The organism is Leptolyngbya sp. Heron Island J (genome assembly GCF_000482245.1).
Taxonomy (GTDB): Bacteria; Cyanobacteriota; Cyanobacteriia; order Phormidesmidales; family Phormidesmidaceae; genus Leptothoe.
Genome location: NZ_AWNH01000014.1, coordinates 94,151 through 120,455 on the forward strand (window position 1 = coordinate 94,151; position 26,305 = coordinate 120,455).

General features: G+C 47.1%; 23 protein-coding genes. 10 read left to right on the plus strand and 13 right to left on the minus strand.

Going from position 1 to position 26,305, the window contains the following annotated elements; genetic code table 11:
* Positions 1-6 precede the first annotated feature (6 nt).
* Positions 7-762, minus strand: coding sequence for an LmeA family phospholipid-binding protein (locus tag N836_RS44055; protein ID WP_023070991.1), 756 nt, complete (start codon positions 760-762; stop codon positions 7-9).
* A gap of 414 nt (positions 763-1,176) precedes the next feature.
* Between N836_RS44055 and N836_RS44060 the strand changes: the two genes are divergently transcribed.
* A complete protein-coding gene (locus tag N836_RS44060; RefSeq protein WP_023070992.1) occupies positions 1,177-2,226 on the plus strand; it encodes an aromatic ring-hydroxylating oxygenase subunit alpha in 1,050 nt (349 codons plus the stop codon).
* Positions 2,227-2,610: 384 nt separating this feature from the next.
* On the opposite strand, the gene N836_RS78130 is transcribed toward N836_RS44060, so the two are convergent.
* Complete coding sequence (locus N836_RS78130; RefSeq protein WP_161634925.1) at positions 2,611-2,736, minus strand: hypothetical protein; 126 nt, start codon at positions 2,734-2,736, stop codon at positions 2,611-2,613.
* 449 nt (positions 2,737-3,185) lie between these two features.
* On the opposite strand from N836_RS78130, the gene N836_RS44070 reads away from it, so the two are divergent.
* From N836_RS44070 to N836_RS44080, 3 genes are all read left to right on the plus strand, one after another.
* Positions 3,186-4,721, plus strand: a complete 1,536-nt coding sequence (locus N836_RS44070; RefSeq protein ID WP_023070994.1) for a sensor histidine kinase — start codon at positions 3,186-3,188, stop codon at positions 4,719-4,721.
* Complete coding sequence (locus tag N836_RS44075; RefSeq protein ID WP_023070995.1) at positions 4,714-5,382, plus strand: response regulator transcription factor; 669 nt, start codon at positions 4,714-4,716, stop codon at positions 5,380-5,382. Before N836_RS44070 ends, N836_RS44075 begins: the two co-directional genes overlap by 8 nt.
* 585 nt (positions 5,383-5,967) lie before the next feature.
* Positions 5,968-7,725, plus strand: coding sequence for a pentapeptide repeat-containing protein (locus N836_RS44080; RefSeq protein WP_023070996.1), 1,758 nt, complete (start codon positions 5,968-5,970; stop codon positions 7,723-7,725).
* A gap of 184 nt (positions 7,726-7,909) precedes the next feature.
* Here the strand turns inward: N836_RS44080 and N836_RS44085 are convergent, their stop codons facing one another.
* On the minus strand, positions 7,910-9,709 hold the full coding sequence (locus tag N836_RS44085; protein ID WP_023070997.1) for a tetratricopeptide repeat protein: 1,800 nt from the start codon (positions 9,707-9,709) through the stop codon (positions 7,910-7,912).
* 62 nt (positions 9,710-9,771) lie between these two features.
* Between N836_RS44085 and N836_RS76350 the strand changes: the two genes are divergently transcribed.
* Positions 9,772-9,924, plus strand: a complete 153-nt coding sequence (locus N836_RS76350) for a hypothetical protein (RefSeq protein WP_161634926.1) — start codon at positions 9,772-9,774, stop codon at positions 9,922-9,924.
* A 1,024-nt stretch (positions 9,925-10,948) separates the two neighbouring features.
* Positions 10,949-11,632, plus strand: coding sequence for a late competence development ComFB family protein (locus N836_RS44090; RefSeq protein WP_023070998.1), 684 nt, complete (start codon positions 10,949-10,951; stop codon positions 11,630-11,632).
* A gap of 77 nt (positions 11,633-11,709) precedes the next feature.
* On the opposite strand, the gene argH is transcribed toward N836_RS44090, so the two are convergent.
* The 5 genes from argH to N836_RS44115 form a co-directional block, all read right to left on the minus strand.
* Positions 11,710-13,104 (minus strand): argininosuccinate lyase, encoded by a 1,395-nt coding sequence (gene argH, locus N836_RS44095; RefSeq protein ID WP_023070999.1) that lies wholly within the window; start codon positions 13,102-13,104, stop codon positions 11,710-11,712.
* Positions 13,105-13,128: 24 nt separating this feature from the next.
* Complete coding sequence (locus N836_RS44100; protein WP_023071000.1) at positions 13,129-13,362, minus strand: hypothetical protein; 234 nt, start codon at positions 13,360-13,362, stop codon at positions 13,129-13,131.
* A 91-nt stretch (positions 13,363-13,453) separates the two neighbouring features.
* Positions 13,454-14,932 (minus strand): PP2C family protein-serine/threonine phosphatase, encoded by a 1,479-nt coding sequence (locus tag N836_RS44105; protein WP_023071001.1) that lies wholly within the window; start codon positions 14,930-14,932, stop codon positions 13,454-13,456.
* A 435-nt stretch (positions 14,933-15,367) separates the two neighbouring features.
* A complete protein-coding gene (locus N836_RS44110) occupies positions 15,368-16,036 on the minus strand; it encodes a class I SAM-dependent methyltransferase (RefSeq protein WP_023071002.1) in 669 nt (222 codons plus the stop codon).
* A 57-nt stretch (positions 16,037-16,093) separates the two neighbouring features.
* Entirely contained in the window at positions 16,094-16,276 is a 183-nt protein-coding gene (locus N836_RS44115) for a hypothetical protein (RefSeq protein WP_023071003.1), read from the minus strand.
* 320 nt (positions 16,277-16,596) lie between these two features.
* On the opposite strand from N836_RS44115, the gene N836_RS44125 reads away from it, so the two are divergent.
* Together N836_RS44125 and N836_RS44130 are read left to right on the plus strand one after the other, a co-directional pair.
* On the plus strand, positions 16,597-19,128 hold the full coding sequence (locus N836_RS44125; protein WP_023071005.1) for a mannose-1-phosphate guanyltransferase: 2,532 nt from the start codon (positions 16,597-16,599) through the stop codon (positions 19,126-19,128).
* Complete coding sequence (locus N836_RS44130) at positions 19,125-19,568, plus strand: single-stranded DNA-binding protein (RefSeq protein ID WP_023071006.1); 444 nt, start codon at positions 19,125-19,127, stop codon at positions 19,566-19,568. Before N836_RS44125 ends, N836_RS44130 begins: the two co-directional genes overlap by 4 nt.
* Positions 19,569-19,619: 51 nt before the next feature.
* On the opposite strand, the gene N836_RS76920 is transcribed toward N836_RS44130, so the two are convergent.
* Positions 19,620-19,985, minus strand: a complete 366-nt coding sequence (locus tag N836_RS76920; protein WP_023071007.1) for a hypothetical protein — start codon at positions 19,983-19,985, stop codon at positions 19,620-19,622.
* A 191-nt stretch (positions 19,986-20,176) separates the two neighbouring features.
* Positions 20,177-20,884 (minus strand): lipoyl(octanoyl) transferase LipB, encoded by a 708-nt coding sequence (gene lipB, locus N836_RS44140; protein ID WP_023071008.1) that lies wholly within the window; start codon positions 20,882-20,884, stop codon positions 20,177-20,179.
* A gap of 396 nt (positions 20,885-21,280) precedes the next feature.
* On the opposite strand from lipB, the gene hpf reads away from it, so the two are divergent.
* Positions 21,281-21,988 (plus strand): ribosome hibernation-promoting factor, HPF/YfiA family, encoded by a 708-nt coding sequence (gene hpf / locus N836_RS44145; RefSeq protein ID WP_023071009.1) that lies wholly within the window; start codon positions 21,281-21,283, stop codon positions 21,986-21,988.
* A gap of 132 nt (positions 21,989-22,120) precedes the next feature.
* Here the strand turns inward: hpf and N836_RS44150 are convergent, their stop codons facing one another.
* The 3 genes from N836_RS44150 to hmpF are packed head-to-tail and all read right to left on the minus strand — an operon-like array spanning position 22,121 to position 24,353.
* Positions 22,121-22,324, minus strand: coding sequence for an RNA-binding S4 domain-containing protein (locus N836_RS44150; protein WP_023071010.1), 204 nt, complete (start codon positions 22,322-22,324; stop codon positions 22,121-22,123).
* Positions 22,325-22,359: 35 nt separating this feature from the next.
* Positions 22,360-22,563 carry a hypothetical protein gene (locus N836_RS44155; RefSeq protein WP_023071011.1) on the minus strand — a complete coding sequence of 68 codons (204 nt, stop codon included), beginning with the start codon at positions 22,561-22,563 and terminating at the stop codon, positions 22,360-22,362.
* A 38-nt stretch (positions 22,564-22,601) separates the two neighbouring features.
* Positions 22,602-24,353, minus strand: a complete 1,752-nt coding sequence (gene hmpF / locus N836_RS44160) for a pilus motility taxis protein HmpF (RefSeq protein ID WP_031291676.1) — start codon at positions 24,351-24,353, stop codon at positions 22,602-22,604.
* A 528-nt stretch (positions 24,354-24,881) separates the two neighbouring features.
* Here hmpF and N836_RS44165 point away from each other — a divergent pair.
* Positions 24,882-26,081 carry a response regulator gene (locus N836_RS44165; protein ID WP_023071013.1) on the plus strand — a complete coding sequence of 400 codons (1,200 nt, stop codon included), beginning with the start codon at positions 24,882-24,884 and terminating at the stop codon, positions 26,079-26,081.
* The last annotated feature ends 224 nt before the right edge of the window (positions 26,082-26,305 follow it).

Genomic DNA, 26,305 nt, shown 5'->3' on the forward strand with positions numbered 1-26,305 from the left:
GCATCACTACTTTTTCTTAGGAAACTGGTTGATATGAGCAACACCGTAGAAGATCATTTCTTTATTCCGCATACGGATTTTATCAATACGCAGCTGAGTGCCATCTAGGGCAAATGAATCTAAATCTAACAGGGCATTAACATGGGCAACAATTGCTTCACCCAGGGCAACGTCCGTATCCGTTCCTCCACAGCTCACATCCACAAATGCCAGCTTAGTGCGGTCATACACTTCCACACGAGCAGTCAGCGAGACAAACTGAGGTGCAGCAGAGCTACTGCCTATGCGCACCTGACTGGTTAAACTAACGGTTCTATCATCATTCAGATTCATTTCAGTATTACTGAAATGGAGAGCTTGCCCCTCAAACTCCATCCGTTGGAGCTTTTCAACCACAAACGGCGTATTGAATGAGGTCGTCAAATCATCTTCAGTCAGCACTACACGCATCGATGCTTGGGTGGGCTGCTTCAGACGTATCTGACCTTTGAATATGGCACCAAAATCGAGGGATACAGCCTGCACAAACAGTTCCATCGCCTTAATGCGAAGACCGTTGTACATCAGCATGCTGTGGCCGACAAAGTCAAAGCCATCAACGCTCCCCTGCAGAAGCTTAGCCACAGGCTCAGCTCGTACAGTTGCCTCAAGCTTGCCTGTACGCTTAAACAAGGCTGCGATGGCAGTACTAACTGCCTTGCTGACAACCTGGTCGCCGCCCTGTCCTGGAAATGGTAAATTGCCTAGCACGAAGGATGTCATTCCTGTTCAGTGAGCGATTTCAAAGGCTTCAAAGCCGAAACCAATCTATAAGTGGCCAGATACATTATGTACCTTTTCTTAAGAAATGTAACTGGGGGTAACGATACCTTTACCTTATCAGTGCGATTGAAAAGACTAAAAGATTATAGTGCAGATTTTGTCTACGGCTCGGGACAAATGAGCCAGACACAGCAGGAAACGAGCCAGTGGAAGAAAATTTAGAACCTTGAAACCTGTCAACTTCGGACCACTTTTTTCGTCCTCCGTCCTCCGCCACAGCCTCCATGGCCCGTCGGTAAACATGATGGCAGCCGTTAAAAACCGTCAAAACGGCAACAGACAAAGCGATGACAGTTGGCAACGATAGCGAGTATAGAATTTCCTACAGACACGCTTTAGTAGACTGGGGTAGTTATGGTTTCAATAGAAAAAGGTAAATCATTGGGTCACTACCCCCGAGGATGTACGTTTTCTGAAAGTGATTGGGATGCGATCGCACCCTTCTGGTTCCCCGTCGCCTTTAGCAAAGACATCACTGACAGCCCCGTCGCCGTCGCCCTATTAGATCAGCGTCTGGTGATTTGGCGCACCAGTCAGGGCGTTTCCGCCGCCAATGATCTGTGTCTCCATCGGGGTGTACCCATGAGTATGGGACATATCAAAAACGACCAGCTGATCTGTAAGTATCATGGCTTTCACTACGACGCCAGTGGAGCCTGCACACTGATTCCTGCCAATCCCCAGGCCAACATCCCAGCCAGGCTCTGCCTCAAAACCTATCCTGTCCGCGAAGCCTATGGCCTAGTGTGGACCACTCTCACCGGAGACGGCAGCGATGCCAACTTACCTCAGCTACCGGAATGGGATAGCCCCGATTATCAGCCGATCTTGCCCGATAGCCTCGATATCAACGCGGCAGTCGGTCGTCAGATGGAAGGATTTCTTGATGTGGCCCACTTTGCCTGGGTCCACCACGAAGCCTTTGCTAGTCGTGATAATCCAGAGGTGCCCCCCTACACGGTCACACCCATGGCCCATGGCCTCCGGGCAGAGTATCTAAGCACGGTGAGCAATTTCCCAAAGGCCCTACAGCATCGGGCTCCGGATAATTTTCAATGGCTGCGGGTCTTTGATGTGTTTCTGCCCTTCGCCGCTATTTTACGCGTTCACTTTCCCGAGGGTGGGCGGCTATGCATTTTGAATGCCCCATCTCCGGTTTCAGCCCGCAAGACGCGGCTGTTTTCTCCCCTATGTCGCAACTTTGACCAAGATCAGCCCCTGGAGCCGGTCTACGAATTTAATCGACAAATTTTTACCGAAGATCAAGAAATCGTAGAAGCTCAGTATCCCGAGGATTTGCCCCTGGATCTACGGACCGAGTACCACATTGAAGCAGATAAGACATCCATTGCCTATCGAAAAGGCTTGGCTAAGCTAGGTCTGAGCAAGGTGTATACCGCTTGATCCGGTACATAACTTGCCCTGGCGAAAAAAGACTCTTCACGTCAAGTACTGGGCTCGCCATCAGGTGCTTAAGGTATTCTGGTTCTGTGCATTGAAGATGCCACACAACGCTATACAGCCCCAGCAGGCTACAGAATGTACTCATGCCGACAATGACAGCTTGAACAACAAAGGCTTTGTGCTGCCCATGGGATACTACAACCATCCGTAGAGCAGTCCACACAGATAGGAGAAGATAGTCATAAGTGGCAGAATCAGGGGATTACTTTGGCAACCCATTGATAAATATTAGGAAAGAGCTGAACAGCTCGGCCATAGTTGTGAGTAAAACTGTCCTAAAAGATAGGAGTAAAGGCATCCAAAAAATAGAAAAATCAGCCACAATCACTGAGATTTGCATGTGTAGACGCTACTGGATAGGCGATGGCGCACTGCTCTGGTTAGAAGAGAGATTACAGATTGCTTCAGCCAGTGATGATAGAGATAAAGAATAATAAGACTGGCTGGCAAACAGAAGAGAAAGAGACCTGGTAATATATGGGTGACGACATGCTCGCAATTTCAAAAATAAGTCAAGCGTTTAAACGTTCATTTTTTTAAGAGACTGGCTGAAGTTAAGTAATTATGCAGAAGTAGAAATTGTTCAGGCTCGTACTTACTATAGAAATTTAGTGTTTTGTCCATGCACCACATGTGCGCCTAGTGTGATGCAAATGTGACTTTTATGGAATACTAATGCATCATGTGTTGGTAAGAATGGTCTTGTGCAAGACCTTCTCACCAGTTCTTTTAAGATACTAACTTTAAAATAAGAGGCATTACCATGAGTGTTTTTAATATTGGCTGGCTTAGCTCAGTAAGTGGAGATTTGAAGCATATATCTCTGGTAGGCCATACTTTTCTCCATTGCAGGCCCATTAGTGTTACCCAGTTGAGGCTCTTACTACATTAGGCCTGTTGTGCTTCGGTACGGCAGCTTATTCCAGACGCTCTATTTTTTGCCCCGTCGGAGTTGGCAAACGCTGACTGGAGAAGCTCGAACTCGCATTTTGCTCTGGTACGTTTTGCTGTTGGGACTTTGTGTCGCTATGGCAGTACCCCTGATGCGTTATTTTGTCATTTCTCAGGTCAATGCCCGTGTGCGAGAAGAGCTAATTGAGGATATGGCAGCTTTTGAAGGGCTGCTGAACGGCGAGTATAAAGTCTTAGAAAGATTTGGTTTAGGGCAGGCAGAGCTAGAATCTCAAGACTTAATGTTGCCGCCTAATAACCAAGAGGATTTAAAGCAGGTCTTTCAGCTTTATGTCACACGGCGCATCCCTGAAGATGACACAATTTTTTTGACATTTTTAGGATCGGAGTTCTATCTAGCTAGTGTTGAGGCCCGACCTCAGCTACTGCAGCCTGGGTCTACTTTATTTCAGGGCTTTATCAGGCAAAATCACCCCTACCAGGGTGAACAGGAGACAGGCGATCCAGATGTAGGGAGTGTTTTGTTTCATGTACGACCGATTAAGGCCAATGATCAGCGATTGGGTACTTTTGTTGCTCTGCATTTAAATGCAGGAGAACGGCAAGAAGCATTTGACGTGCTGAATGGCGTCTTTAAAATTATGGTGTTTGTGTTGTTAATGACACTAGTAATTGCCTGGATGATGGCTGGTCGGGTGTTATCCCCCCTGCGCCTATTAGCAGAGACAGCTCGTACTATTACAGCAACTGATCTGACCCGGCGTATTCCAGTGCAAGGTAAAGGGGAGCTGGCTGACTTGACCGGGACATTCAATGACATGATGGATCGCTTGGAATCTGCCTTCGCTACGCAACGTGACTTTGTGAATGATGCAGGTCATGAACTGCGTACACCAATCACAATTATCCGTGGCCAGCTTGAGGTAATGGAGTGCGTCTCACAAGAGCAGCAGCAAACATTTGATTTGGTGATCAATGAACTTGATCGGATGAATCGATTTGTTCAAGATTTGCTGTTACTGGCCAAAGCAAAGCGTCCTGACTTTTTAAGATTTGACTTAATCGACTTGCAATCATTTACCCAAGAATTATTTACAAAGATTAGTATGCTGGCTGAGCGTAATTGGCAGCTAGAGACGATTGCCAATGGCAAGTTAGTGGGTGATCGCCAGCGGATTACGGAAGCGGTGATCAATCTTGCCCAAAATGCGGCTCAGCATACTCAGCCTCAAGATGCCATTGTTCTCGGCTCTTCAATTCAAAATAGATCTGTGCAGTTTTGGGTCATGGATACTGGCGAAGGCATTGCCTTGGAAGAACAAGAGCATATATTTAAACGCTTTGCTCGGGCATCTAAGAGTCGCCGTAAGTCAGATGGCGCAGGTTTAGGCCTGGCAATTGTTAGAGAAATCACAGTAGCCCATGGTGGTGAGGTGCGGCTGAATAGTCAACCAGGAATGGGCTCTACATTCATCCTGATATTCCCTCTAGACCCTCCTATGGAGATGGCTCGCTATGACTAATATTTTGATCGTTGAAGATGAACCGGGCATTGCGGAGTTTTTGGAAAAGGGGTTGCGATCGCGCAATTTTGCCCCCTCCATCGCTAGCAATGCCCAGCAGGCTTTTAATCGAGTTCAACACCATGATTGCGATCTGATGATTTTAGATTTAAGTTTGCCAGGCAAAGACGGACTTAACATTTTAGAACATCTCAGGAGTCAGGGAAAAAGCTTTCCTATTATTATCCTCACCGCTCGGGACAACATTGAAGATAAGCTGGCTGGACTCGAAGGTGGTGCCAATGACTATATGACCAAGCCATTTCAGTTTGAAGAGTTGGTTGCCCGCATTCGCCTAAGATTACGCGATGGTGCTGCCCGAGAAGATACCGAGGAAACACTATTGTCAGCAGGTAATATGGTCTTAGACCTACGTAGACGAATCGTTAAAGTAGAAGATCGGTCTATTGAGCTAGCCACTCGCGAGTATGCTCTGGCGGAAGTATTATTTCGGGCAGCCGGTCAGGTAGTTAGTCGGGAAGAGTTGCTCAACAAGGTCTGGGGATATAATTATGATCCTGGATCTAATATTGTCGAAGTCTATATTGGTTATCTCCGCAAAAAAATGGGGTCTGGTGTGATTGGAACAGTACGTGGAGTTGGTTATCGGCTGCTCGTATAGTCGTATAGACCCATGTGTCAGATGGAGTAAAGCAAAGTATGACTGTTTTCAGGATTGATAACAAGATCTATGGGATAAATCTCTTACTCTTGATTAGAAAATTCTAATTATTAGAATTTTCTAATTATTTGGAGGAATTAATCTTGTACAGCCTGTTCAATGTCTTGTTTGAGTCCGTTCTGAATTAGATCTCTAAGCTCTGGTTCCCTTCATTAAAGGTAGTTTAACAAGATTTAGCAGATCAAGTTACAGATCTGTCACACAGCTGAAGACTTAATTAGATTATTCTTAGGTTGTTTGACAGAATTACTTTCTCAAACCTATTCTTCAGTATCGAAACAAACAAATCTCAGGTGACCTATTGGCTAGCTCCATATGTCTAGTTTGTAGTGGTCTGAATTTTAGTTGCAACAATTTTTCAAGATTTAGAACAATCACTTGGGACCGGTATGTGACCTGGCTAGTAGCCAGAGATCTGGTGAGGGCGAGTGTTGTTTGTGTGCGCATTTCTACGTTTCGTAGCGCATACGTGTTTGGCAGCACACTCATTTTCCCATTTAGTTCTACTTAAGGATTGTATCTACCATGACTGTTTTCAACTTTAGCGAGCAGGATTTAGTTGGCAATATTTTCAGTGGACAGAATCTCAATGGTTCTAACTTTTTCAAAGCAAAGTTGACCAATGTCTCATTTATTGACACACGACTGCGAGGGACTAACTTTGAAGAAACAACCTGGTTCAATGTAGATGCCAGTGGTGCCAATTTTCGACCCAGTACTAACTTCCCAACAACTAGCCTCTTCAAGGCAACCTTAGAGAACGTTGATTTCACAGGTGCTAACCTGCGAGATGGGAATCTATCTGAGATTAGCACCAACAACATCAACCTCACCAATGCCGATCTACGGGGTGCAAACCTGTTCAAAGCGGAACTCAGTGGAGAACAGTCAAACCGACCTCTTTTAATAGAGGCTAACTTTTCTGGAGCAGACTTAACTGAAGCCAGTCTCAAAGCTGCTGACTTGACAGACGCTAACTTTACAAATGCCAATCTTCAGCTGGCTAGTTTCGAAGAAAATATCATCGTCAATACAAATTTCACAGGTGCTAACTTCACAGACGTTAGCTTTTCAGACATTACCCTCAGCAACGCTACCTTCGATCTGGCCAACCTGAGTAATGTGTCGTGGAGTGATGCCTCGGCTCCTCAGGGCACAACCTCAACCAATATCAGTTTTCGAGGGGCCAATTTAACTAACTTTATTGCTGACGACCTCAATTTAGCCGGGGCTGATTTTCGTAATTTCGATCCGGGTACACCAGGTAATCCTGCCGATGATACACAGACGATACTAACCGGTATTAGTTTTTCCGATACTACCTTAAGCGGTGCTAACTTTGAAGGTGCTGATTTGACCGGGGCTGACCTTAGTGGAGTTGACCTAACAAATGCCGATTTAAGCGGTGCAAACCTCACCGGAGCCAATCTCAGTGAAGCAAATCTCACCGGAGCTGAATTGGACGGAGCTATTCTAGATAGTGTCTTTGCGGAGAAAACTACACTCAATGGTGCAGACTTCACTGGGGCAAGTCTCGTCGGTGCAAACTTGAAAGAAGCCGTTGGCAACGGTCTTACTAACTTTACGGATGCAAATCTTACAACAGCTAGCTTAGAGGTTGGTGTTTTCCTAGGCAGCAATTTCCAAGATGCGCTGCTAATAAATTCAGACCTGACCAAAGCCAACTTTACCGGGGCCAATCTCAACGGCGCTGATTTGACTGGCGCTATTTTAGTAGATACCATTTTGCCTGACATTAGCAACCCCGGCACCATTACCGGAACTTCCGGTGCCGACACACTTGATGGCACTGGCAGGGATGACACCATTGAGGGCTTAGGGGGTAATGACTCCATCCGAGGCTTAGGGGGCGATGACACATTACTCGGTGGTGGTGGTGCCGATACTATCAGAGGTGGGGCTGGGAATGACTCTCTTGAAGGTGGCGGTGGTGCTGACACTCTGTTGGGCAACAATGGCAGTGACACATTACTCGGTGGTGGTGGTACCGATGTCCTCACTGGTGGTGGCGGCGCTGATACCGTAACTGGTGGCAATGGCAGCGATACCTTTATCATCGGTCAAGGTACCGACACCATTACAGACTTTGTTGATGGCACTGACAAGTTTGCTTTAACGGGTTCGCTCAGCTTTGGGCAACTAACTATTACAGACAATAGTTCAACCGGCAATGCTGAGATTTCGATAACCTCCAGTAGCACTATTATTGGTATTGTCGAAGGCGTTAGCGCCAGCACAATCACCGTAGCCGACTTTGTTTAGAGCATATCTCACCATAGGCTAGACAATTTTTCTAGCATTGAAGCGAGACTGTTGTTTAGGTAGGAATCACATCGGGAGCCGTGGGGGCGTAACGCGTACGCTCTTGGCAATCTAGGCCAATCGCTCATAATTTCATCGGGCGCACAGCAGTGCGCCCCTACAAAACACCCACCTGTGACAACCTTCAATACGCCGCCAACAACGTCCCCAAATAATCAAACCCATCTACCCCAATCCACTGAATTATCGACCGCCGCTGCTCCTGCAACACCTGCTCAAACTTCTCAGCACCCAACTCCCCTGAAATTACCCGTAACAACCCTGCCCCCTGCCGCCATTCCGACGATCCAATCTGATGCAACAAATACATTCCCAACGCCCCATACAGCAACGAAGTTTCCCTATTCCCTAACTCCCGCTGCGCCTCCGCCAAATACGTACAGGTTATCCCCTGCAAATACACATTTCCCGCCGCCTGGGTCAGGGGCAACGCTTTCTCTAAATTCTCAATCGCTAACCCTGGCTGGCTCGCAATACTATAGGCAATACCAATACTGTTATAGGCTAGTGCCTGACTTTGAGAATCCCCCAGAGTTTCGGCTAAATCCCTTCCCCGCTCTAGATAGCCAATCGCTTGCTCATATACTGAGAGATCCGGCGTATCGATAGCCCGAGCAGCAAATACCTCACTGTAGCCATAGTTCACCAGGGCATTGGCCTCTCCCAAAGAATCTCCCTGTTGGCGAGACATAATCAAGGCTCGTTGGCTAAAATTTCTAGCCTCTCCATAGTTTTTCTGTAGCACATGCACCCGTGCCAGATGGTTAAAGCTAGCAATCACACAAAATTGATCTTCGGCAGCGGTGGCAATTTCAAGAGCCTCCTGATGAAACATGAGTGCTGCATCATAACGCCCCAAGGTGCGTTGAGAATACCCTAACAATGTCAATAACCGCGCCTTATCCTGGGTACCAGGGATCTGCTTTAGGGGTTCGCTGAAGTAATCCAGAGTATCTTGCAAATATCCGCCGTCAAAGGCAACAAACACACCGCCATACAACGGAAAATCATCGCGTTGGGCAAAGCTACGGAGACTTTGTTGCATGAGTTGGAATGAACCTTGTCCTAAGTGGGGTCGGCTAGATTGGAATCCCTGGGCTAAATTGGCTTCAATGGTGGCGAAGATTAAGAAGGTAGAATAGGAGAGTTTTTTCCCAAGTCTCACATTGTAGGGTTGTTGATCAAACCACTTCACCAAGCCTTGCTTGAGATAATGAAGCAAAATTGCCAGCTGTACCCAGCTACTTTCATCCAGACAACTCCATTCCTCTGCTAACGCGATTACGGACTCTCCTTTCGCCAGGGTATCAAATAATTTCTGGGGAATAGGATAGTCCACCCGTCTGGCCCAATACTGCCAGGGTCCCCGACGTTGTTCCGAACCAAAACCGATATCTCGACCTCCGGCTTCGTAGAGCCAGCTAATCAACTCTCCCTCCAAATTCTTATAAGCCGCCAGGCCTGAGGTAATGCCTTTTCCCAAGGTTTCATTATTTTCAGCAGTCAGGGACTGAGCCAGCTGTTGCAACTGATCACGGGTGGGAGGTTCAGGCTGGTTGGGATCTAATAGTTTGAGCAGGATATCTATTTGATCCTCCCCATCAACCGAGGAAATTTGGGCGGTTGCAGCTGACACTTTTTGCTGGCGCTGCCGCGTCTTTTGTAAATTGACCCATTCTCCTTGCACCACTTTTAGGGCTCGCACAGTGCGTGGCCCTTTCGATGACTGATCCTGCTCTGCCGCTTGCATGCGCTCTGCTAAACAGCGCTCAAAAATTTCCCCACTCCCTACTGGCAAACCATCTTCTAACTGACGATACACCTGGGCCTTAGAGCTGATTTTCCCTTTGAGAGTGGCCTGTATCAGACCTTCAATCAGTTCAGTGCATTGGGCTACGATGGAATCACCAGAATTAAGTGCCATATATCAACTGGGAGCATGAAGATAGAGATCCCCCATAGGATAACCTAGGTTAGGTTGTCCCCATGCATCAGTGCTTTCTCCTATGCAAACCCTGGAGAATCGGCTTACAAACTGTGTTCTCTCATCGCCCGTTTATTGTTTATCGCTTCAAACTATTCGAGCCCTGTTATTCGTTTTTGGCCGTTGCTGATTTACCGGATGAACCGATCGATTAGAAACGCCACATAGTGACATCTTTGAGAGAAAATCATAGTTCGGATCAGCAACGCCCATTTGTGTAACGCGTGGGGAGACACCCCCTAGTCAATTATCCATCGTTAGATGTAAAAATTTGTGGATAAGGGCTGTAAAGGGCGTCTCCGTGAAAGTACGGATACGTGCCTTTGTCTGACATTAGGCTACTACCCATCCAACAATTCAGGAGGTATTTGACTAAAGACAAATCTGGTTATTAGCTGATGGTCTTCAGCCTGCTTCAAATAGAGGCCAGTTAGTGCTTCACTTGCTTTTCTAAGGCTAAGACAAATCTCAATCAAGTACTTCCTCGAATTAGCACAGAAATACCGCCAATGTGACATATTGGCTAGAATTATTTCTCTGAAGAAGCAATAAATTCACAGGGATGCTGTAGAGGTATAGGCGATCGAAAGCAGCGGCCAAACACCTTCAAATCAAGGCATTTCGGCCTAGTCGTCCCCACTACTTTGGCACTGTTCTACAGTCAATACATGTACTTAATTTAAGTAATACTTCTTTTTCAAGATAAACGCTAACCTATATTTATATCCTTAGGTTGAAAAACCCTTAGTCAACCGAGTAAATCGTCATTTACCTTTCATTGTTTCAGGGTTTCTATAAGAAAAATAGCTATTCGCAAATAGCGCCGTAACTTGGCAATGCAATAGTTATACTGATAGGGTGTAACACCCCCTGTATAAAGCTTCGTAGTTACGGGCACATAGGGATAACTTAAAGGTTTCCCATCATTAATTGTCCCGATTTGCGAACAGTGATCCGGAAAAGCACGTAGCGGTTTGGATCTATTCCTGCGTAGAAGGTGTGCTTGTTTTTACTGAGTTAATGCCTTCTTACGTTCGAAGCGTTTCCTGAGTGTCACTTTTTGGATGTGTCACCGAATCTAATGATGTAGCTGAAATTCAGTTGCAACATTACACAGGTTCAGGGACCTGGTTTAAAGGGCTTTATGCCGGGATTGTTGTTAAGTAGGTGACAAATGCCATGGTTGATGTAAAAGCACCTCCACCACGGGAATACATTAACGTCATGGAACTGTTGGTGGCTGAAGAAGTAGAGCAGCAGCTGCGCCAGCTACCGACTCGTGTTCTTAAGTATGTTAAGCCGATTGAGGTAGAAACCTACGCTCTAAATCGGCTGCCCTCTCTCTATGCCGTTAGTGAAAAAGGTTGGCAATCTCAATATCACAAAGCTAAGCATGAACTCCGCAAAGACATTGGCAATGCTGTCAGGCGGGCAATCGCAGCAGTTCAAGTAGACCCTCTACGAGCATCTCGTCCGTTGGTACGTCGTCCTGCTTCCCATGCAGGCGGGGCAAATATGGCCTTGTTAGAACAGTTTAGGATTGCATTAGGACAGCCTAACCTAACCTGGGAGTCATTATTACGTAAGTGTCAGCGAGCCGGAGCAGCCAGACGAGGAGCTACTACCGACAGTCATCCTGTCGCCAATGAGCCATCCTACGCAGCCGCATATGCGGCAGATGAGTATGCGACGGCTAGCTATGGGGCAGAACATGACAGCCACCATGACCACCACAGCACGGTTTGGCGACCAGGTACGTATGGTGAAACATCCTGGCATCCTAAGCGTAACTACGACTATCAAGCGCCTAAGCCGCCGTCATCTTCTTCTACCTACGATTGGAACGATTCTCGGTATCGGTAAAATCAATGGGACGGTGTAGGGGCGTTCTAGGAAATGTTTCTAGACCGTCCCATTGTTGTGTTCAAGGTAGCTTTAGGTTAATCAACTGATTCAACCATTTGCTGGGCTTTGGCCAGGGCTTGTCTAACCTGCTCAAAACCTGTACCACCCAGGCTATTACGGGCAGCAACTACCTGCTGCGGTGCGATCGCATCATAAATATCCGCTTCAAATGCAGGGTGCATCGCCTGCCATTCATCCAGGGTGAGATCCTTCAGCAGCTTTCCAGCTGCCAGGGACGTTTTGACCACAGTACCTACCAAATTATAAGCATCGCGAAACGGGACTCCCTTAGCGGCCAGATAGTCAGCCACATCAGTAGCATTAGAAAAGTCACTCGCCACTGCTTCTGCCAGCCGTTGGGGACGAAACTCAAGTCCTTGATGTAAAAGAATTGTCATGGACTGGAGACAAGCCTGCACAGTGTTAACAGTATCGAACAGTGCTTCTTTGTCTTCTTGCAGGTCTTTGTTATACGCCAGAGGTAGCCCCTTCATCATGGTCAACAATCCCTGCAAATGGCCAAACACTCGTCCTGTCTTACCCCGTACTAGTTCTGGAACATCAGGGTTTTTCTTTTGAGGCATAATGCTGGAGCCAGTGGAACAGCTGTCCATGAGAGTGACAAATCGAAACTCTTCTGAAGCCCAAAAAATCACTTCCTCTGCTAAACGAGACAGATGCACCATGATGAGACTAGCGGCACTGGCAAATTCGATGACAAAGTCTCGGTCACTGACGGCGTCTAAACTGTTGGCGTAGATGCGCTCAAATCCAAGTTCCTTTGCGGTGTACTGGCGATCGATGGGAAAGGTAGTTCCGGCCAGAGCACCAGCTCCAAGGGGAGAGGTATTGACACGCTTGGCAACATCCCCGAGACGTTCGTAGTCACGTTGGGCCATGTCTACATAGGCCAACAAATGATGGGCCAAGCTAAGGGGTTGGGCTCGCTGAAGGTGGGTGTATCCCGGAATTAGGGTGTCTACATGACTCTCGGCATGGGCAAGCAGAGCTTTTTGGAAGTCTCTGAGCAGGATACAAATTGTGTGGATGTGCGATCGCAAATACAACCGAATATCCGTTCCCACCTGATCATTACGAGAACGCCCAGTATGCAGCTTTTTACCCAGAGGTCCCAGCAGCTCTGTCAACCGGCGCTCCACCGCAAAGTGAACATCTTCTTCATCTACCCCTGGCGTAAACATTCCCTGCCGATATTCCTGGCGAATCGTTTCTAATCCTTCCACCAGCTGTTGGCCTTCGGCATCAGAAATGATGCCAACCTTAGCCAGCATTTTGGCATGGGCTTGAGAACCCGTCAGATCATATTCAACCAGGGCAATATCAAATCCAATACTGGCATTAAACTCAGCAATAACCGGATGTAACCCCGTTTCAAATCGTTGACTCCAGGGGGTAGATGAGATGTTCAAATCGTAAAAACTCCTGCAATAGCACTAGTAAGTTGTAATCCCTCGGATTACATAGCCCAGAACCACACCAATTAGCAATGCCCACAGCTGCCCAGACTCAACAAAGTTACCGATGATATCTCCAGAGCGATCAAAGAAATTATCTTCAAACTGTTGCGCAATGATGGGCTGAGGGACCGCAGCGGCTGGTTGCTCCAGTATGGGTGCGACAGATATTGAGAAATCACCAAAGGTACCTGCATAGGTGTCAATTTTCATGGGGCTTGCTAAAAACTGGTAGATAATTAAGCAAACCGATCATTGCACTACACATAAATAACATCAAGCCGTCCACAATTTTGTAAACAGCTTAGTCTTCAATTGCAGACAACTGTCGAAACTCTGCTGGTTGGGTCACCTTCATCACCACCAGGGTCGTATCATCATCCTTAGAACGATCAGGTCCAATAAAGTGGCATAGCAGATTAAACAAATACTCCAGGATCTCCTGAGAACTGTCCAGATTCCGACACGCCCAGTTGACAGCATTAATTAAATTGTCTTCGTCAAACCGCTCCCCACGAATATTGGCAGCATCAGTAAAACCATCGGTATAAAAAATCACTACATCACCGGGATAGAGCTGAACTTGTCCCTCGTGGTAGCGAGTATCAATATCTAACCCCAACAGCATGCCATCGGCATCTAGTCGGCTAATGGTATTGTTAGCAGCCTGCCATAGCAACGGCGGATTATGCGCCGCATTGCCATAGGAAAATAGCTGTGTCCTGGGATCATATTCTGCATAAAACAGCGTTACAAACCGATTGGAACTTTCCAAATCGTTATGCATGACGCAGTTAAGATTCTGCAAAATTTGTCCAGGAGAGTGATCGTTAAGTACCTCTGCTCGCAACATGCCCCGTAGCATTGTCATAATTAAACCGGCTGGGACTCCCTTGCCCATCACATCACCAATGGCAACACTCCAGGGCTGCGCTGATGATAGCTGAGTTGCAGGACTACGCAGCTGATCATAGGTAGTCGGAATAAAATCGTAGTAATCTCCCCCCACCTTTTGAGCCGTCTGACAGCGGGCAGCCAGATCCACACCTTCAATGACCGGACATTCGCGCGGCAGCAGCTTCTCCTGGATCTCTGCGCCTAGCTCCAGCTCTCTATCCAGACGCTCTTTTTTGCGTAGGGCTAGAGTCAGTTCATCATTTTCAATCGCGACGGCTGTTTGATCAGCCACCAGCCGTACTAACTTTTGCCGAGTTTCTGTCCAGGCATAGTCACCATCATCGCTAAATACATATAGACGACCACGCTCAACATTTTGAACAATGATGGATGTGCCAAATAGTTTGAGATCGGGAGCCAAAAAGTGATTTAGCTGCTGATCAAGGGTCACCATAGCACTGCGGGCAGCTTGATGAGTCAGAGCCGTCGCTTCTCCATCGGTGCCCTTCCCTCCCAGGGACGCTGACAGCGAAGAGGTAATTTGCCGCGTGGCCGATTCCAAGGCATAGCGCACGGTTTGACAGGTATCGTTAGTCGGGCAGTAAAGACGCTCAAGCCGCAATTGGCCATTGGGACGAAACAAAACCAGCGCCCCACCCGTAGCGTCAGTGACGCGGCTGGCAATCATGGGAATCAGCTCTAAAAACTGACTGATATTGTTGAGACTTCTCAGGGCAAATCCTAAAGAACTCAGCAAATCCTGAATTTTATACTGCTCCCGCTGCAGCCGTGCCACCAGCTCTTTGAGCGCAAAAACGGGAGTGCCACCCGGTAGGGTACTACCCTCGGGAAGTGAATTAAAGGGTAGCGAGGGACTGGGCGACATAAGCACGATCGACAGTAGGGCCGACAGTTAAGGTCAATAGAACAGCTAAAAGAGTACTAGTGAATGGAAGGCAATATAGCGGTCAAGGTCACGCTTGGCAACCAAACAGTTCAGCTTTGTCTACCTCCAGAACTGAAGTTTAGCCATAGAAGATACTACAGGCTTCAGCTTAGACGCGGTTTAAGCTTAACTATAAGCTGTCAAACAAAATCGCTGACGCAAAATTTTAGACACCAAGATAGCACCTCAGGCGTCACCGTCAAGGGTATTCTCCTCAAACATAGGTCTGTAAACATCAGTCAAGCCTAGGTCTATGCCCCATGACCGCTGACGCCCGTCAATCAATACAAAGGATTACACCAGTCTCAGCACTGGCAAACGCTTCATCTTTTTACTGCCGCCTATTCCAGCCCTATCGGTATCACGTGCCCATGCTCAAGGCCACTGCACTCGATAGGTATGGAATACCTCACCAGCGGCTTGCTTCGTGATTTTAGCCCCCATCCGCTTGATTAAGGCTCGCCATTGCTTTAAGTCCACTAGCTCCACTTCTGCCCCAAGGTAAGTTTCCAAAATTGCCCAGTTTTCTGCCACCTCTTCTTCTGGATTGATGACGTCAAATATAAAGTATCCCCCTGGCTTTAAGCAGGGTTTTACAGCTGTCATGACTTGCTCCCAATAGTCCAGGGAATAATAACAACTGACTCCCGTTGCAATGGCCAGGTCAAAGGTGGCGGGTTCGTAATCAAGTTTGTGGGCAGGGGCCAACTGGACTCCTTTGAAGAGTTTTGAATCTAACTGCGGTCCACGTTGGTTCAGGGCGGCATGGGCCACTTTACTAATTTCTTGGCCGACAAAAACTGCCTGCCACTCTTTCCAGGGATAAATCAAAAAACTTAGACCACAGCCAATATCCAGACAGCGTTGGCCTTTTTTAGGTCGCGCTAATTCCCAAAATTTAGTGGTAATCCGAGGGGTCAAGCTACCAGCCACCCATTCTCTAAACACAGCCATTTCTTCGATTTCGTCTGGCAGTTCAAAGGCTTCCCCCCGATACTCCCGGTCAAATCGTTGAGCAACTGCCTGCAGCTGACCTACCACCATGTTTGGTTTTCCTATTTCACACCTATACAAACGCGCGTTGTCGCTCTTTCTGGGTTTCTAACGTCCCTTCAGGGCCTTGGTAAAATTTTGACGATAGGAAGCACTGATAATAAAAACTGGCCACAGCAGCGTCAGGTAGAGCTTGCCGCTACTAAAATTAGTGCGGTTAAAGCCAGTCCAAAACCGCCAAGCTCCATAGCCGTAACCGGCCAGCAGTATGAATCCTAAGAGAGTAGGCATGGGTTATATCCTCGCAATGATTAGAGTAGCGATCGCACGGAGCAAATTGGTCCAAAGGGTACCTAAGACCAATAGTAAAGGGCCTAGAACACAGCCAACCGTACGCCATAGCAGTAGACTAAGTATTTTGAAGGTCTTCTTAATGAATATGAAGGCCAGCTTAACAAAGCAAGTACAATTAACACTGCACATGAAGTAATGACAGCATCACCCGCAGCAAACACTGTACGGGTGCATTTCAAAGGTTAACGTCGTTGGTCATGTACGGTTAACCCCCCAATAACAATTGTTTGAATTCTCACATACCCACAGGAGGAATTATGCGCGCAGTACTCATGGCTGGTGGTTCTGGCACCCGGCTTCGACCCCTGACTTGTGACCTGCCTAAGCCCATGGTTCCTGTGCTCAATCGTCCAATTGCAGAACACATTGTCAATCTACTCAAACGCCACGACATCAAGGAAGTGATTGCCACGCTGCATTATCTACCTGACGTCATGCGTGACTATTTTCAAGATGGCCATGACTTTGGCGTGCAAATGACCTATGCGGTTGAAGAAGATCAGCCCTTAGGGACAGCAGGTTGTGTCAAAAATATTGCCGAACTCCTCAATGACACATTCCTAGTCATTAGCGGTGATAGCATTACTGATTTTGACCTCAAAGAAGCTATTCGATTTCATAAAGAGAAAGGATCTAAAGCAACTTTGGTGCTGACTCGGGTGCCTAACCCGATCGAGTTCGGTGTAGTGATTACTGACGAAGAGGGTCGTATCAAGCGGTTTCTAGAGAAGCCCTCCACCAGTGAAATTTTCTCAGATACGGTCAATACCGGCACCTACATTCTGGAACCTGAGGTGCTCGATTATTTACCTGCTAATCAGGAACAGGATTTCTCCAAGGATCTCTTCCCGCTGTTGCTGGAAAAAGGTGACCCCATGTATGGCTACGTCGCCGAAGGCTACTGGTGTGATGTCGGCCACCTTGAAGCCTACCGCGAGGCGCAATATGATGCCCTTGACAGCAAAGTATTGGTCGATTTCGCCTACCCTGAAGTTTCTCCAGGTGTACATATAGGGCAAAACACCCACATCGATCCGACCGCTGTGATCAAACCACCGGTCTTGATTGGTCGCAACTGCCGCATTGGCGCTCGGGTCACGTTGGAGCCCGGTACAGTCATTGGGGACAATGTCACCGTTGGCAGTGATGCCGACCTCAAACGCCCCATTATCTGGAATGGAGCCATTATTGGCGATGAAACCCATTTAAGAGCCTGTGTGATTGCTCGGGGCACCCGTGCCGATCGTCGGGCTCACGTGCTGGAAGGAGCCGTCGTTGGAGCCCTATCTACCGTAGGAGAAGAAGCGCAAATTAGCCCTGGTGTGCGGGTATGGCCTAGTAAGCGGATTGAATCTGGTGCGACTCTGAATATCAACCTAATTTGGGGTAACACTGCCCAACGTAATCTCTTTGGTCAGCGGGGGGTAACAGGTCTAGCCAACATTGATATCACCCCTGAATTCGCAGTCAAATTAGGAGCGGCCTACGGATCTACCTTAAAACCCGGCTCCCATGTCACCGTTTCACGGGATCAGCGCAGTATTGCCCGGATGGTATCCCGTTCATTGATTGCCGGTCTGATGTCCGTAGGTATCAATGTACAGAATCTGGAAGCCACCGCGATTCCAGTCGCCCGCGTGATTATTCCAACCTTGGATGTAGCCGGTGGAATTCATGTCCGCATACACCCGGATCGAGCAGATCACCTCCTGATCGAATTTTTTGATAAGAAAGGCATTGATATCCCGAAAGGTAAAGAAAAGAAAATTGAGGGTTCCTACTTTAAGGAAAATTTAAGGCGATCGCAAATTCACGAAATTGGTGAGGTATCTTACCCAGCTAACCTGGTAGACACCTACACCACCGAATTTGAAAAACGCCTGAATGTCGGCTCTATTCGTCACAGCAAATCGAAAGTCGTCATTGACTATGCCTATGCTGTCTCTGGAGCGGTTCTACCTCGATTGCTAGGAAAATTTGGCTGTGATGCAGTCGTTCTCAACGCCAGTTTGAGTCAAATGGCTCCCTCAAGTACTGAACGTGAGACCATGCTAGGTCAGCTAGGACAAGTAGTACAGGCCCTACAGGCTACGTTTGGAGTACAGGTATCAGCCAACGGTGAACAGCTCGTCCTAATGGACGAAGTCGGATCACCCATTCGCGGGGAAATGCTCACAGCCCTGATGACCCATATGATTCTGACAGCCCATCCCCAGGGAACAGTAGTAGTACCTGTACATACGTCCGGAGCCATTGAACAAATTGCCCGACGTCATGGCGGCAACGTCGTACGAACCAAAGCCAACCCCACGGCCTTGATGGAAGCCTGTCAGGCTAGCAGTAACGTTGTCCTTGGCGGCAGCGGCGACATGGGCTTTATCTTTCCTCAGCTCCATCCGGGCTTTGATGCCATGTTCTGCATCGCCAAGTTAATCGAAATGTTAACCATTCAGGAGCAGTCCCTGGGACGCATCTGGGGTGATTTGCCTCGGATTTCTCATCGGGTACAAACCCTACGCTGTCCATGGACCATCAAAGGGGCACTCATGCGCTATCTTGTGGAAAGTCATCCTGCTGATACCCTTGAACTAGTTGATGGGGTGAAAGTAATTGATCGTACTCGCGATAGTTGGGTGTTGATTTTGCCGGACGCTGGCGATCCACTGGTTCACATTTTTGCCAATAGCGCCGATCGTGACTGGGTAGACACCCATCTACAGGACTACCGCCAGCGGGTTCAAAGTTTCATTGAAAAAGAGCAAGGCATTCGAGAGGAACAAGTAGTATGAACCATTGCATCCTCATGGCAGAGATTGTAGAGGTACCGCAGTTGCGCTATACCTCGGACAATCAAACCCCCATTGCCGAATTTAAAGTCAAAATAGCGGGCCTCCGTCCGGACGATAGTCCCTCTCAGTTCAAGGCCATCGGCTGGGGAAATCTAGCTCAAACCATTCAGGAGGCCAGCTATGGCCCTGGTGATCGAGTAGTGATTGAAGGTCGTCTCACCATGAAAACCGTCGATCGACCCGAGGGATTTCGTGAAAAACAGGCAGAGATTACTGTCCAGCGTCTGCATCGGATTACCGATCTGCAGTCTATGATCATGGCAGAAGCACCGCCTATCGCTGAAGGTAACCGTAGTCCGGCGGCATCAAACCCAGCACCAACAAGCCAAACAAGTCAGCCCGCCAGTACGACTCCTGACTATGACGAGATTCCGTTCTAGCAACGGCAGTTCCCTGCCAGAGCCATGGGCTCTGACAGGGAACACGCATACTCACTCCTGCAAAAAATCAAACGGGTCATCTTCCCAGCAAGGCTCTGGGTGAAGCTGCCTGAGTCGTATGCAAACATCGGTCAAAATATCTTCAACCTCAATATCGTCAAAGATATCTTCCAATGCCTGCTCATCACGCTGACGTAAGGGAGCCAACGGCTCAGCATGAAACATTAAGGGCCTCAGCAAAGCATTAATCTCAGGATGAGGATTACACAATCCCCTCTGCTGGGAGCGATTCCAAGGCTCCTGAACAGGTTTAACCAAAGATGAAAGGCTTAGGTTTTGATTGGTGCTAACTAAACTCTTGGCAGCCAAGTGAAAACCATCTGAGGGCTTGGCCTTAGGAAAACTGTAATCGGGCATAGGCTTAATGTCCGCTATCAGACCATTGTATGGCTCCGACAGCCCCGTTCGCTATTCTAAACGGCTATGCTTCGGTATGATTAGGGCCAATTTTAAGTTTATGTATGACAATCAGTAGCTGGCTTAATCCAAGATCGACAGGTCTATTCACGGTATCCCCTACAGATTGCAAACCGTTCGTCAAACCATACCTAAACTTTTATATCGCTGATATTGCTCGAATCATCCCATAGCTGTACTTGGGGTTCATTATTATCTGAAACTAGCAGGTTAAAAACTTCAGCAAACTGCCGCACCAAAACGGGTTTCACCTCTGTGATAGTGACATGGGGCAAAAACTGCACCATTGAACCCACAGGTCGATCGGCAATACCACAGGGAGTAATTTGCTGAAATCCTGATAAATCCGGACATACATTTAAAGCAACCCCGTGCATAGTGATCCATCGACTTACTTTGATGCCAATAGCAGCCAACTTATAGCCGTCAACCCACACACCTGTGAGCCCCTGAATCCGCTCACCCATCAAGCCAAAGTGATCAAGCGTGCGGATGACAACCTCTTCCAGCTGACGCAGATACCAATGTAGATCTTTGCGGTGATAACACAGGTTCAAGATAGGATATCCCACCAATTGCCCTGGACAATGGTAAGTGACTTCTCCACCACGCTCTACCCGATAGACGCTGTAGCGTGAATCAGTGCGGTCAAAATGGATAAACCGGTCTTGAGAGCCGGTACCTAGCGTGTATACCGGCAGGTGCTCAGTCAATATCAAGGCATCGTTGGTAGTAGGCACACGCTTGCGTTTAGATACCATTTCTTTTTGGTACTGCCAAGCCAATTCATAGGCTATCAATCCAATATCTTGAACAATAAGTTTTCTGTCTTCAATCACTACAAAAACATCAATTCTGTATGGGTTTATACCTAATTAAATAGGTCGTATGGTTACAAAAATTTGAACGTGCTAAGACAAAAATCTGATTAGCAATCCATCTAATTAACCTAATTTATTTAGGGATAGTCAATATAAATAGACAAAGAGCAAAGTATCAGCCAATAACACTTACTTAAGCTTATTAGGCAAGGAAAATTAACGCCATAAAACGTTCGGCCCTTAATTATACAAGAAACTGAATCTTGACAAGAAAGCACCACATATCCAGCGATCCCACCTCAATCCTAAAGATTTATCAACGGATAAGAATGTTTCTAAACAGAAAAAATCTCCCAGAATTAAAGTGCTAGGGTTGAAATTAATCGCTTATCTTCTATCAGTGGAGGCAGCTTTATGAAGCTTGTTATCCAAGGAAAAAATATTGAAATCACAGAGGCTATTCGCCAGCATGTTTCACAGAAAATTGAGAAGTCAGTTAGCCACTTTCAACGAATGATCACCAAGGTTGATGTGTGCTTGTCTGTAGCAGGTGGTATCAAGATGCCTACTCGGCAGTGTGCTGAAGTTACAGTTCATGTCAATCGAGCGGTGGTACGAGCCGAAGAAAGTAGCGATAGCCTTTATGCCAGCATTGATTTGGTAGCCGACAAAATCTGTCGACAGCTGCGTAAATATAAGGAAAAGCGTCGTAGTTCTGAGCATGTATCAGTACGCTCTATGGAGGTTGACACTAATGCTCAAAGTGCCGATCTAGAGGTAACTGAACTTATAGAACAGCGCCAGCCTCAGCTACCAGAAGACGTGGTCAGGACTAAATATTTTGCGATGACACCTATGTCAGTGCAGGAGGCCTTGGAAAACTTACAGTTGATTGATCACGATTTCTACGTATTTCACAACACCGAGACCGGCCAAATTAACGTGATGTATGAAAGAAATCATGGTGGCTATGGGTTAATTCAACCGCGCCCCGCGACCAATAATCATAAAAATGGTCATAACGGTTCCAAACATAGTCACAACGGTTCAATGCGTAATGATCATGGCCATCCCCATTACGTAGAGAAACGACCTCTACAGTCTGCACCTATCCGCAAGTAGCTCGGTGCGAACTTGCTACTAATAGCAGAAAAACATCTTATACAAGGCCCTTGAGCAAACGTTAGGCATTGGTTCTAATCCTATGCTCAAGGGCTTTACTGTATGTCTAAGAAAAAGGACGAAATAGCCCCATTATGTCGACGGTTGTTTAACTTGATAAGTCTTACCCGAAAAAGTAACTCGATCGCCTGCATATAGCTTACGACCGCGACGTAACTCAATCTCGTCATTCACGAGTACGTGGCCAGTCTGAATCAAGTGCTTTGCTTCTCCACCAGACTGGACTAAATCATTTAGCTTGAGGAACTGGCTTAGCTTGATAAAATCGTCTTGCATATTTCTCCTATGGTAAATGACAGGTAGCACCTACCCTAGGAGAGCTTGAGGGCACTGATGGGAACCTCTTCCCAGGAATCAACGGTGCGCAGTTGGGCTACCCAGCCAGCTTCTTTTTGTTCGTCAGTGAGGGCGGCTTGAAATGTGGCGTGACATTCTTCAGCAGCTGTGCGATCGCAACAAGCAATCGCCGAGTAAATAATCCCAGAAGGATCTATATGCTCATTTACCCAAATCATAAAATTCAAACTAGTAAAGATAGTAGAGGGAAACGCGACTAGGCCGCCGCTGGTTCGCTTGATAGACTCTGAATCGTTTGCTGCATCTCAGCAATGGCCTGCAGTTGGTAATCATTAACTTCTTGAAATCGCTCTATGGTACCAAACACGTCATCCAACGTTTGCTGAATACCATTCATTTTTTCACTAGCAGGCTCTAGGTAATCATTTCGAGTCGCGATCTCGCGCTCCAAACCAGCCCACGCTTTCACCGCTTGCTCCAAAGTATCTCTTTCCTGCTCCAAGTTAGAAAGCTGTTTAGCAAGCTCATCCTGCTTAGCATCCACCTGCTGCTCCAACATGTTGCAGCGGCTTTCCAAATCAATAATCAGCTGCTCCAGTTCCGCTGCCTGAGCCGCCAACTCTTGACGAACCCGATCAATATGGTCTAATACCGGCTCCAAGTCCGCCGCATTTTCTATCGGACTATCCACTGTTGCCTGCCCCTGGCGTCTCAACAGTACAGCTCGATGCTGACTCAACACCTCTTCCCGTTCAAGCAAATTTCGCCGCTGCCCTACGAGAGTTTTATTGAGCATATCGTAGCGATCTTGCTCATCGCTGATATCAGCTTCAATCTGCATTCGATCGTATTCACTGGCAGCCTCTGCCTTTTGATTAAGCTCATCAATAGCCTGCTGCTGATACGTTAATTCTTCTTCTTGGTCACTCACAAAGCGAGACATCTTTTCCAAATCAGTCTCCATACCAGCAACCAAAGTCTCAAGGTCCTCAACGGACATCTCTTCAAGCTTTGTCAGATCAATTTTTTTGCCCAAGCGAACCTGATCACCCGTGTTAAGCAGCTCATAAACCCTCTGATATACCCCACTCTGCTGATTAATCTGCTCTGACACCAGCTGATTTTGCTGTTTTTTTTGAGCCAACTCAACTTTGGCCTGCCGCAGCTCTACACACAAATCACGTAGGGCCTTTTGATCCGCATCAGACGACTCATAAAGCTGCTGAACAGACTGCTTGAATCTATTAACATCATGAACTTTGGCTTGTAGCTGCTCCTGCTGTTGAGTTCCGCTTTGCTGTAGCCCCTGTAAAACCCCTTGATGTTCACTCAAAGACTCCCGAGTACTGCCCAGATGCTGACGGAGGTCTTCCATAGGCACTACGCTTGCCATCAGGCGCTCAACCGCCTCACGGAGTTTTTGAGTCTGGGTCGAATCTAACCCAGTTTGTGCTGATACAGACTCACGATGCTCTTCAAGCTTTTGCTTTTCCCCATTTAATTGAGCCCAAGCACCTTCTAATTCAGAGTTTCTGCGTTCGTAGTCCTGTCGGCGCTCATCTAGCTCAGTACGAGACGCCTCCAACTCCTCTTTTTCAGCCTCTAACTGAGCTAAATCTGCTGCCGCCTGCTTCACCTCATCCTCACGCGTATCCAGTTCCAACTCGCGCTGATTGAGAGCTTGACTTTGATACGTTAGGGATTCTTTCCATTGCTCAATTTCATCTTCCTGGGTCTTAAATTTTTTATTGAGGCTAGAAAAGTTTTGCAGAATACTGACCAACTGACGCCCCGCCTCGTAATGGCGCTGAACCTGACGACCGTTAGAAAGTTCAATTAGAATCAGAGCGCCTGAGCCATAGCCCGCATCGTCCGGGGCCGGCACCAACTCATCTCCAGAAACAGCACTCCAATTTTGCTCTGAGCGTTCGCAGGCCAAGAGTTTAAACTCAGCCCGGTTGCCACCCATAAAACCACTTTTTCTCTGAACTTCGGCCAAATAACGCACGCTGGCATCCCCTTCGTCTATACAAATAGCTACCGGAAACAGCTACTTACCTACACAATATCCACGTCTTGCTTAGTCAGTAATATAGAGGCCTAAGGCACTGTATTTATCAAAATATTGACGCAAAATCAATAACTACACAGCATTTATTTTAAGAGAGGCTATGTTTGAGAAATCAAGCAATTTACCTATTCAAGCGGTGCACCCAGTGTATCTGTCTCAAGGGGAAAACTCTAATTCAGTAATCACCTTTCAAAGCATACGCCCCATAGCGAATACCCAAATAGAGTAATGAAATTATCGCCAATATGTCCATTCCTACGTGCATAGCTGGGTGATACACAAACCCAAACACAGAATATTTACATAAAAAATGTCAACTTATAAACAACAGCTAAACCAATACAGACCACATAGTCACCCATGTAAAAACAGTGTAGCTGCAGTTAAGTGCTAATAATTGTAGCTAATGCCGTATATCAATGTAGCCAACCTAGTTACCAAGTGCCAATTCCTTAGGACAAATCTATGCAAGGCCAGTTAAGCGAGCTGGATATTCGCAGTATTTTTCAACTGATTGATATTGGTCAGCAAACCGGAGAACTCTATATCGAATCTTTCGAGGGGCCAACCAACTCGTGGCTGGTGTTCTTTGCCAACGGAGGTATCCTCTATGCGGGACGCACTAACGAGCAGCTCAATCGGCTACGCGACATTTTGCATCCTCTCCAGCTCTCGATCAATTGGGCAGACGTTAACTTATCCCATCTGGCTCCCTTACGACCACCAGAATACGGTGCACTTTGGTGGTTATTGGAGAACAATCATCTCACCACCCAACAGGCACACTCCGTCCTTCATCGTCTGATCGAAGAAACACTCTTTGAAGTTATCAGCTTGCACCAAGGACGTTTTGCATTTCAGTTCCATGCCTCTCTAAGTCCTCAATTAACCGAATTTAGCATCGGTCCACTAGTCAAACGAGTGATTCGGCAACTACAAGGATGGCTACAGCTACAACCTCACTTCAGCTCGTTTTATGATTGCCCCATCCTGACCGATACATATCGCCCAGAAACAGCATCAAATCTTCCTCCGCTTTTGGCGATGGCCAACGGCAAAATCCCTATCATCCAAATTTCACGCCGCCTCAACCGCAGTATCTTTAGCATTGCCAATGGGCTATACCCATATTTACAAAAAAGCCAGATTCAGCTGGTGCATCACCCATCGGCATCTGGTTCCCCGTCCACTCAAGGCTCTCCTATCGTTAATGCGGTTCCCCGCATCGTATGCATTGATGACACCTTGTCCGTAAGACAAGCAATTGAAATGATGCTGGATACCTATGGATATGAAGTCACCTCTATCGCCAATCCGGTCAAAGCTCTGAGTTTACTGTTTAGCCTTAAACCAGATTTAATTCTGTGTGATGTAACTATGCCTGAGCTAGAGGGGCATCAGCTATGTGCAATGCTGAGACAAGCTCCATGGTTTCAGTCAGTGCCCATCGTTATGCTGACCGGCAAGGACAGCTTTGTTGAACGAGTAAAAGCAGATATGGCCGGAGCCACGGACTATCTCACCAAACCCTTTGGAGAACCCGAACTACTGGCGCTGGTAGAAAAATATGTGGGTCAGGGCAACCCCAAACGACTCGCACCTGAAACACTGCTTGAACAAGAAATATCAGCTACCCTCAACCCTGAAACCTGGAGTCATCCATAGAGGCCATAGAAATCACAGTAACTATGAATTTTCTTTGCAATTATTCATGTAAGTTAGGGAGCCATTGAGAGCCATACACACAAAAGAATTTTGATGAAAGTTTAATAAATTAGATGTAGACGGGTATTTTATTAGGCACAAGCGGTAGGGTGTGCATTATCAACATGCACTTAAGGGTCAATTGGTCGCTGCTTAGCCTCAAAGGTCAAAATTAACTGGGCATA

Coding starts and splice junctions, on each gene's coding strand:
- N836_RS76350 (WP_161634926.1), top strand. CDS start 9,772: ATGCATCAGTGCTTTCTCCTATGCAAACCCTGGAGAATCGGCTTACAA.
- N836_RS44090 (WP_023070998.1), top strand. CDS start 10,949: ATGGTTGATGTAAAAGCACCTCCACCACGGGAATACATTAACGTCATG.
- N836_RS44110 (WP_023071002.1), bottom strand. CDS start 16,036: ATGGTGGTAGGTCAGCTGCAGGCAGTTGCTCAACGATTTGACCGGGAG.
- N836_RS76920 (WP_023071007.1), bottom strand. CDS start 19,985: ATGCCCGATTACAGTTTTCCTAAGGCCAAGCCCTCAGATGGTTTTCAC.
- N836_RS44155 (WP_023071011.1), bottom strand. CDS start 22,563: ATGATTTGGGTAAATGAGCATATAGATCCTTCTGGGATTATTTACTCG.
- hpf (WP_023071009.1), top strand. CDS start 21,281: ATGAAGCTTGTTATCCAAGGAAAAAATATTGAAATCACAGAGGCTATT.
- N836_RS44080 (WP_023070996.1), top strand. CDS start 5,968: ATGACTGTTTTCAACTTTAGCGAGCAGGATTTAGTTGGCAATATTTTC.
- N836_RS44130 (WP_023071006.1), top strand. CDS start 19,125: ATGAACCATTGCATCCTCATGGCAGAGATTGTAGAGGTACCGCAGTTG.
- N836_RS44105 (WP_023071001.1), bottom strand. CDS start 14,932: ATGTCGCCCAGTCCCTCGCTACCCTTTAATTCACTTCCCGAGGGTAGT.
- N836_RS44100 (WP_023071000.1), bottom strand. CDS start 13,362: ATGAAAATTGACACCTATGCAGGTACCTTTGGTGATTTCTCAATATCT.
- N836_RS44115 (WP_023071003.1), bottom strand. CDS start 16,276: ATGCCTACTCTCTTAGGATTCATACTGCTGGCCGGTTACGGCTATGGA.
- N836_RS44060 (WP_023070992.1), top strand. CDS start 1,177: ATGGTTTCAATAGAAAAAGGTAAATCATTGGGTCACTACCCCCGAGGA.
- N836_RS44085 (WP_023070997.1), bottom strand. CDS start 9,709: ATGGCACTTAATTCTGGTGATTCCATCGTAGCCCAATGCACTGAACTG.
- N836_RS44150 (WP_023071010.1), bottom strand. CDS start 22,324: ATGCAAGACGATTTTATCAAGCTAAGCCAGTTCCTCAAGCTAAATGAT.
- N836_RS44125 (WP_023071005.1), top strand. CDS start 16,597: ATGCGCGCAGTACTCATGGCTGGTGGTTCTGGCACCCGGCTTCGACCC.
- N836_RS44165 (WP_023071013.1), top strand. CDS start 24,882: ATGCAAGGCCAGTTAAGCGAGCTGGATATTCGCAGTATTTTTCAACTG.
- N836_RS44055 (WP_023070991.1), bottom strand. CDS start 762: ATGACATCCTTCGTGCTAGGCAATTTACCATTTCCAGGACAGGGCGGC.
- N836_RS44075 (WP_023070995.1), top strand. CDS start 4,714: ATGACTAATATTTTGATCGTTGAAGATGAACCGGGCATTGCGGAGTTT.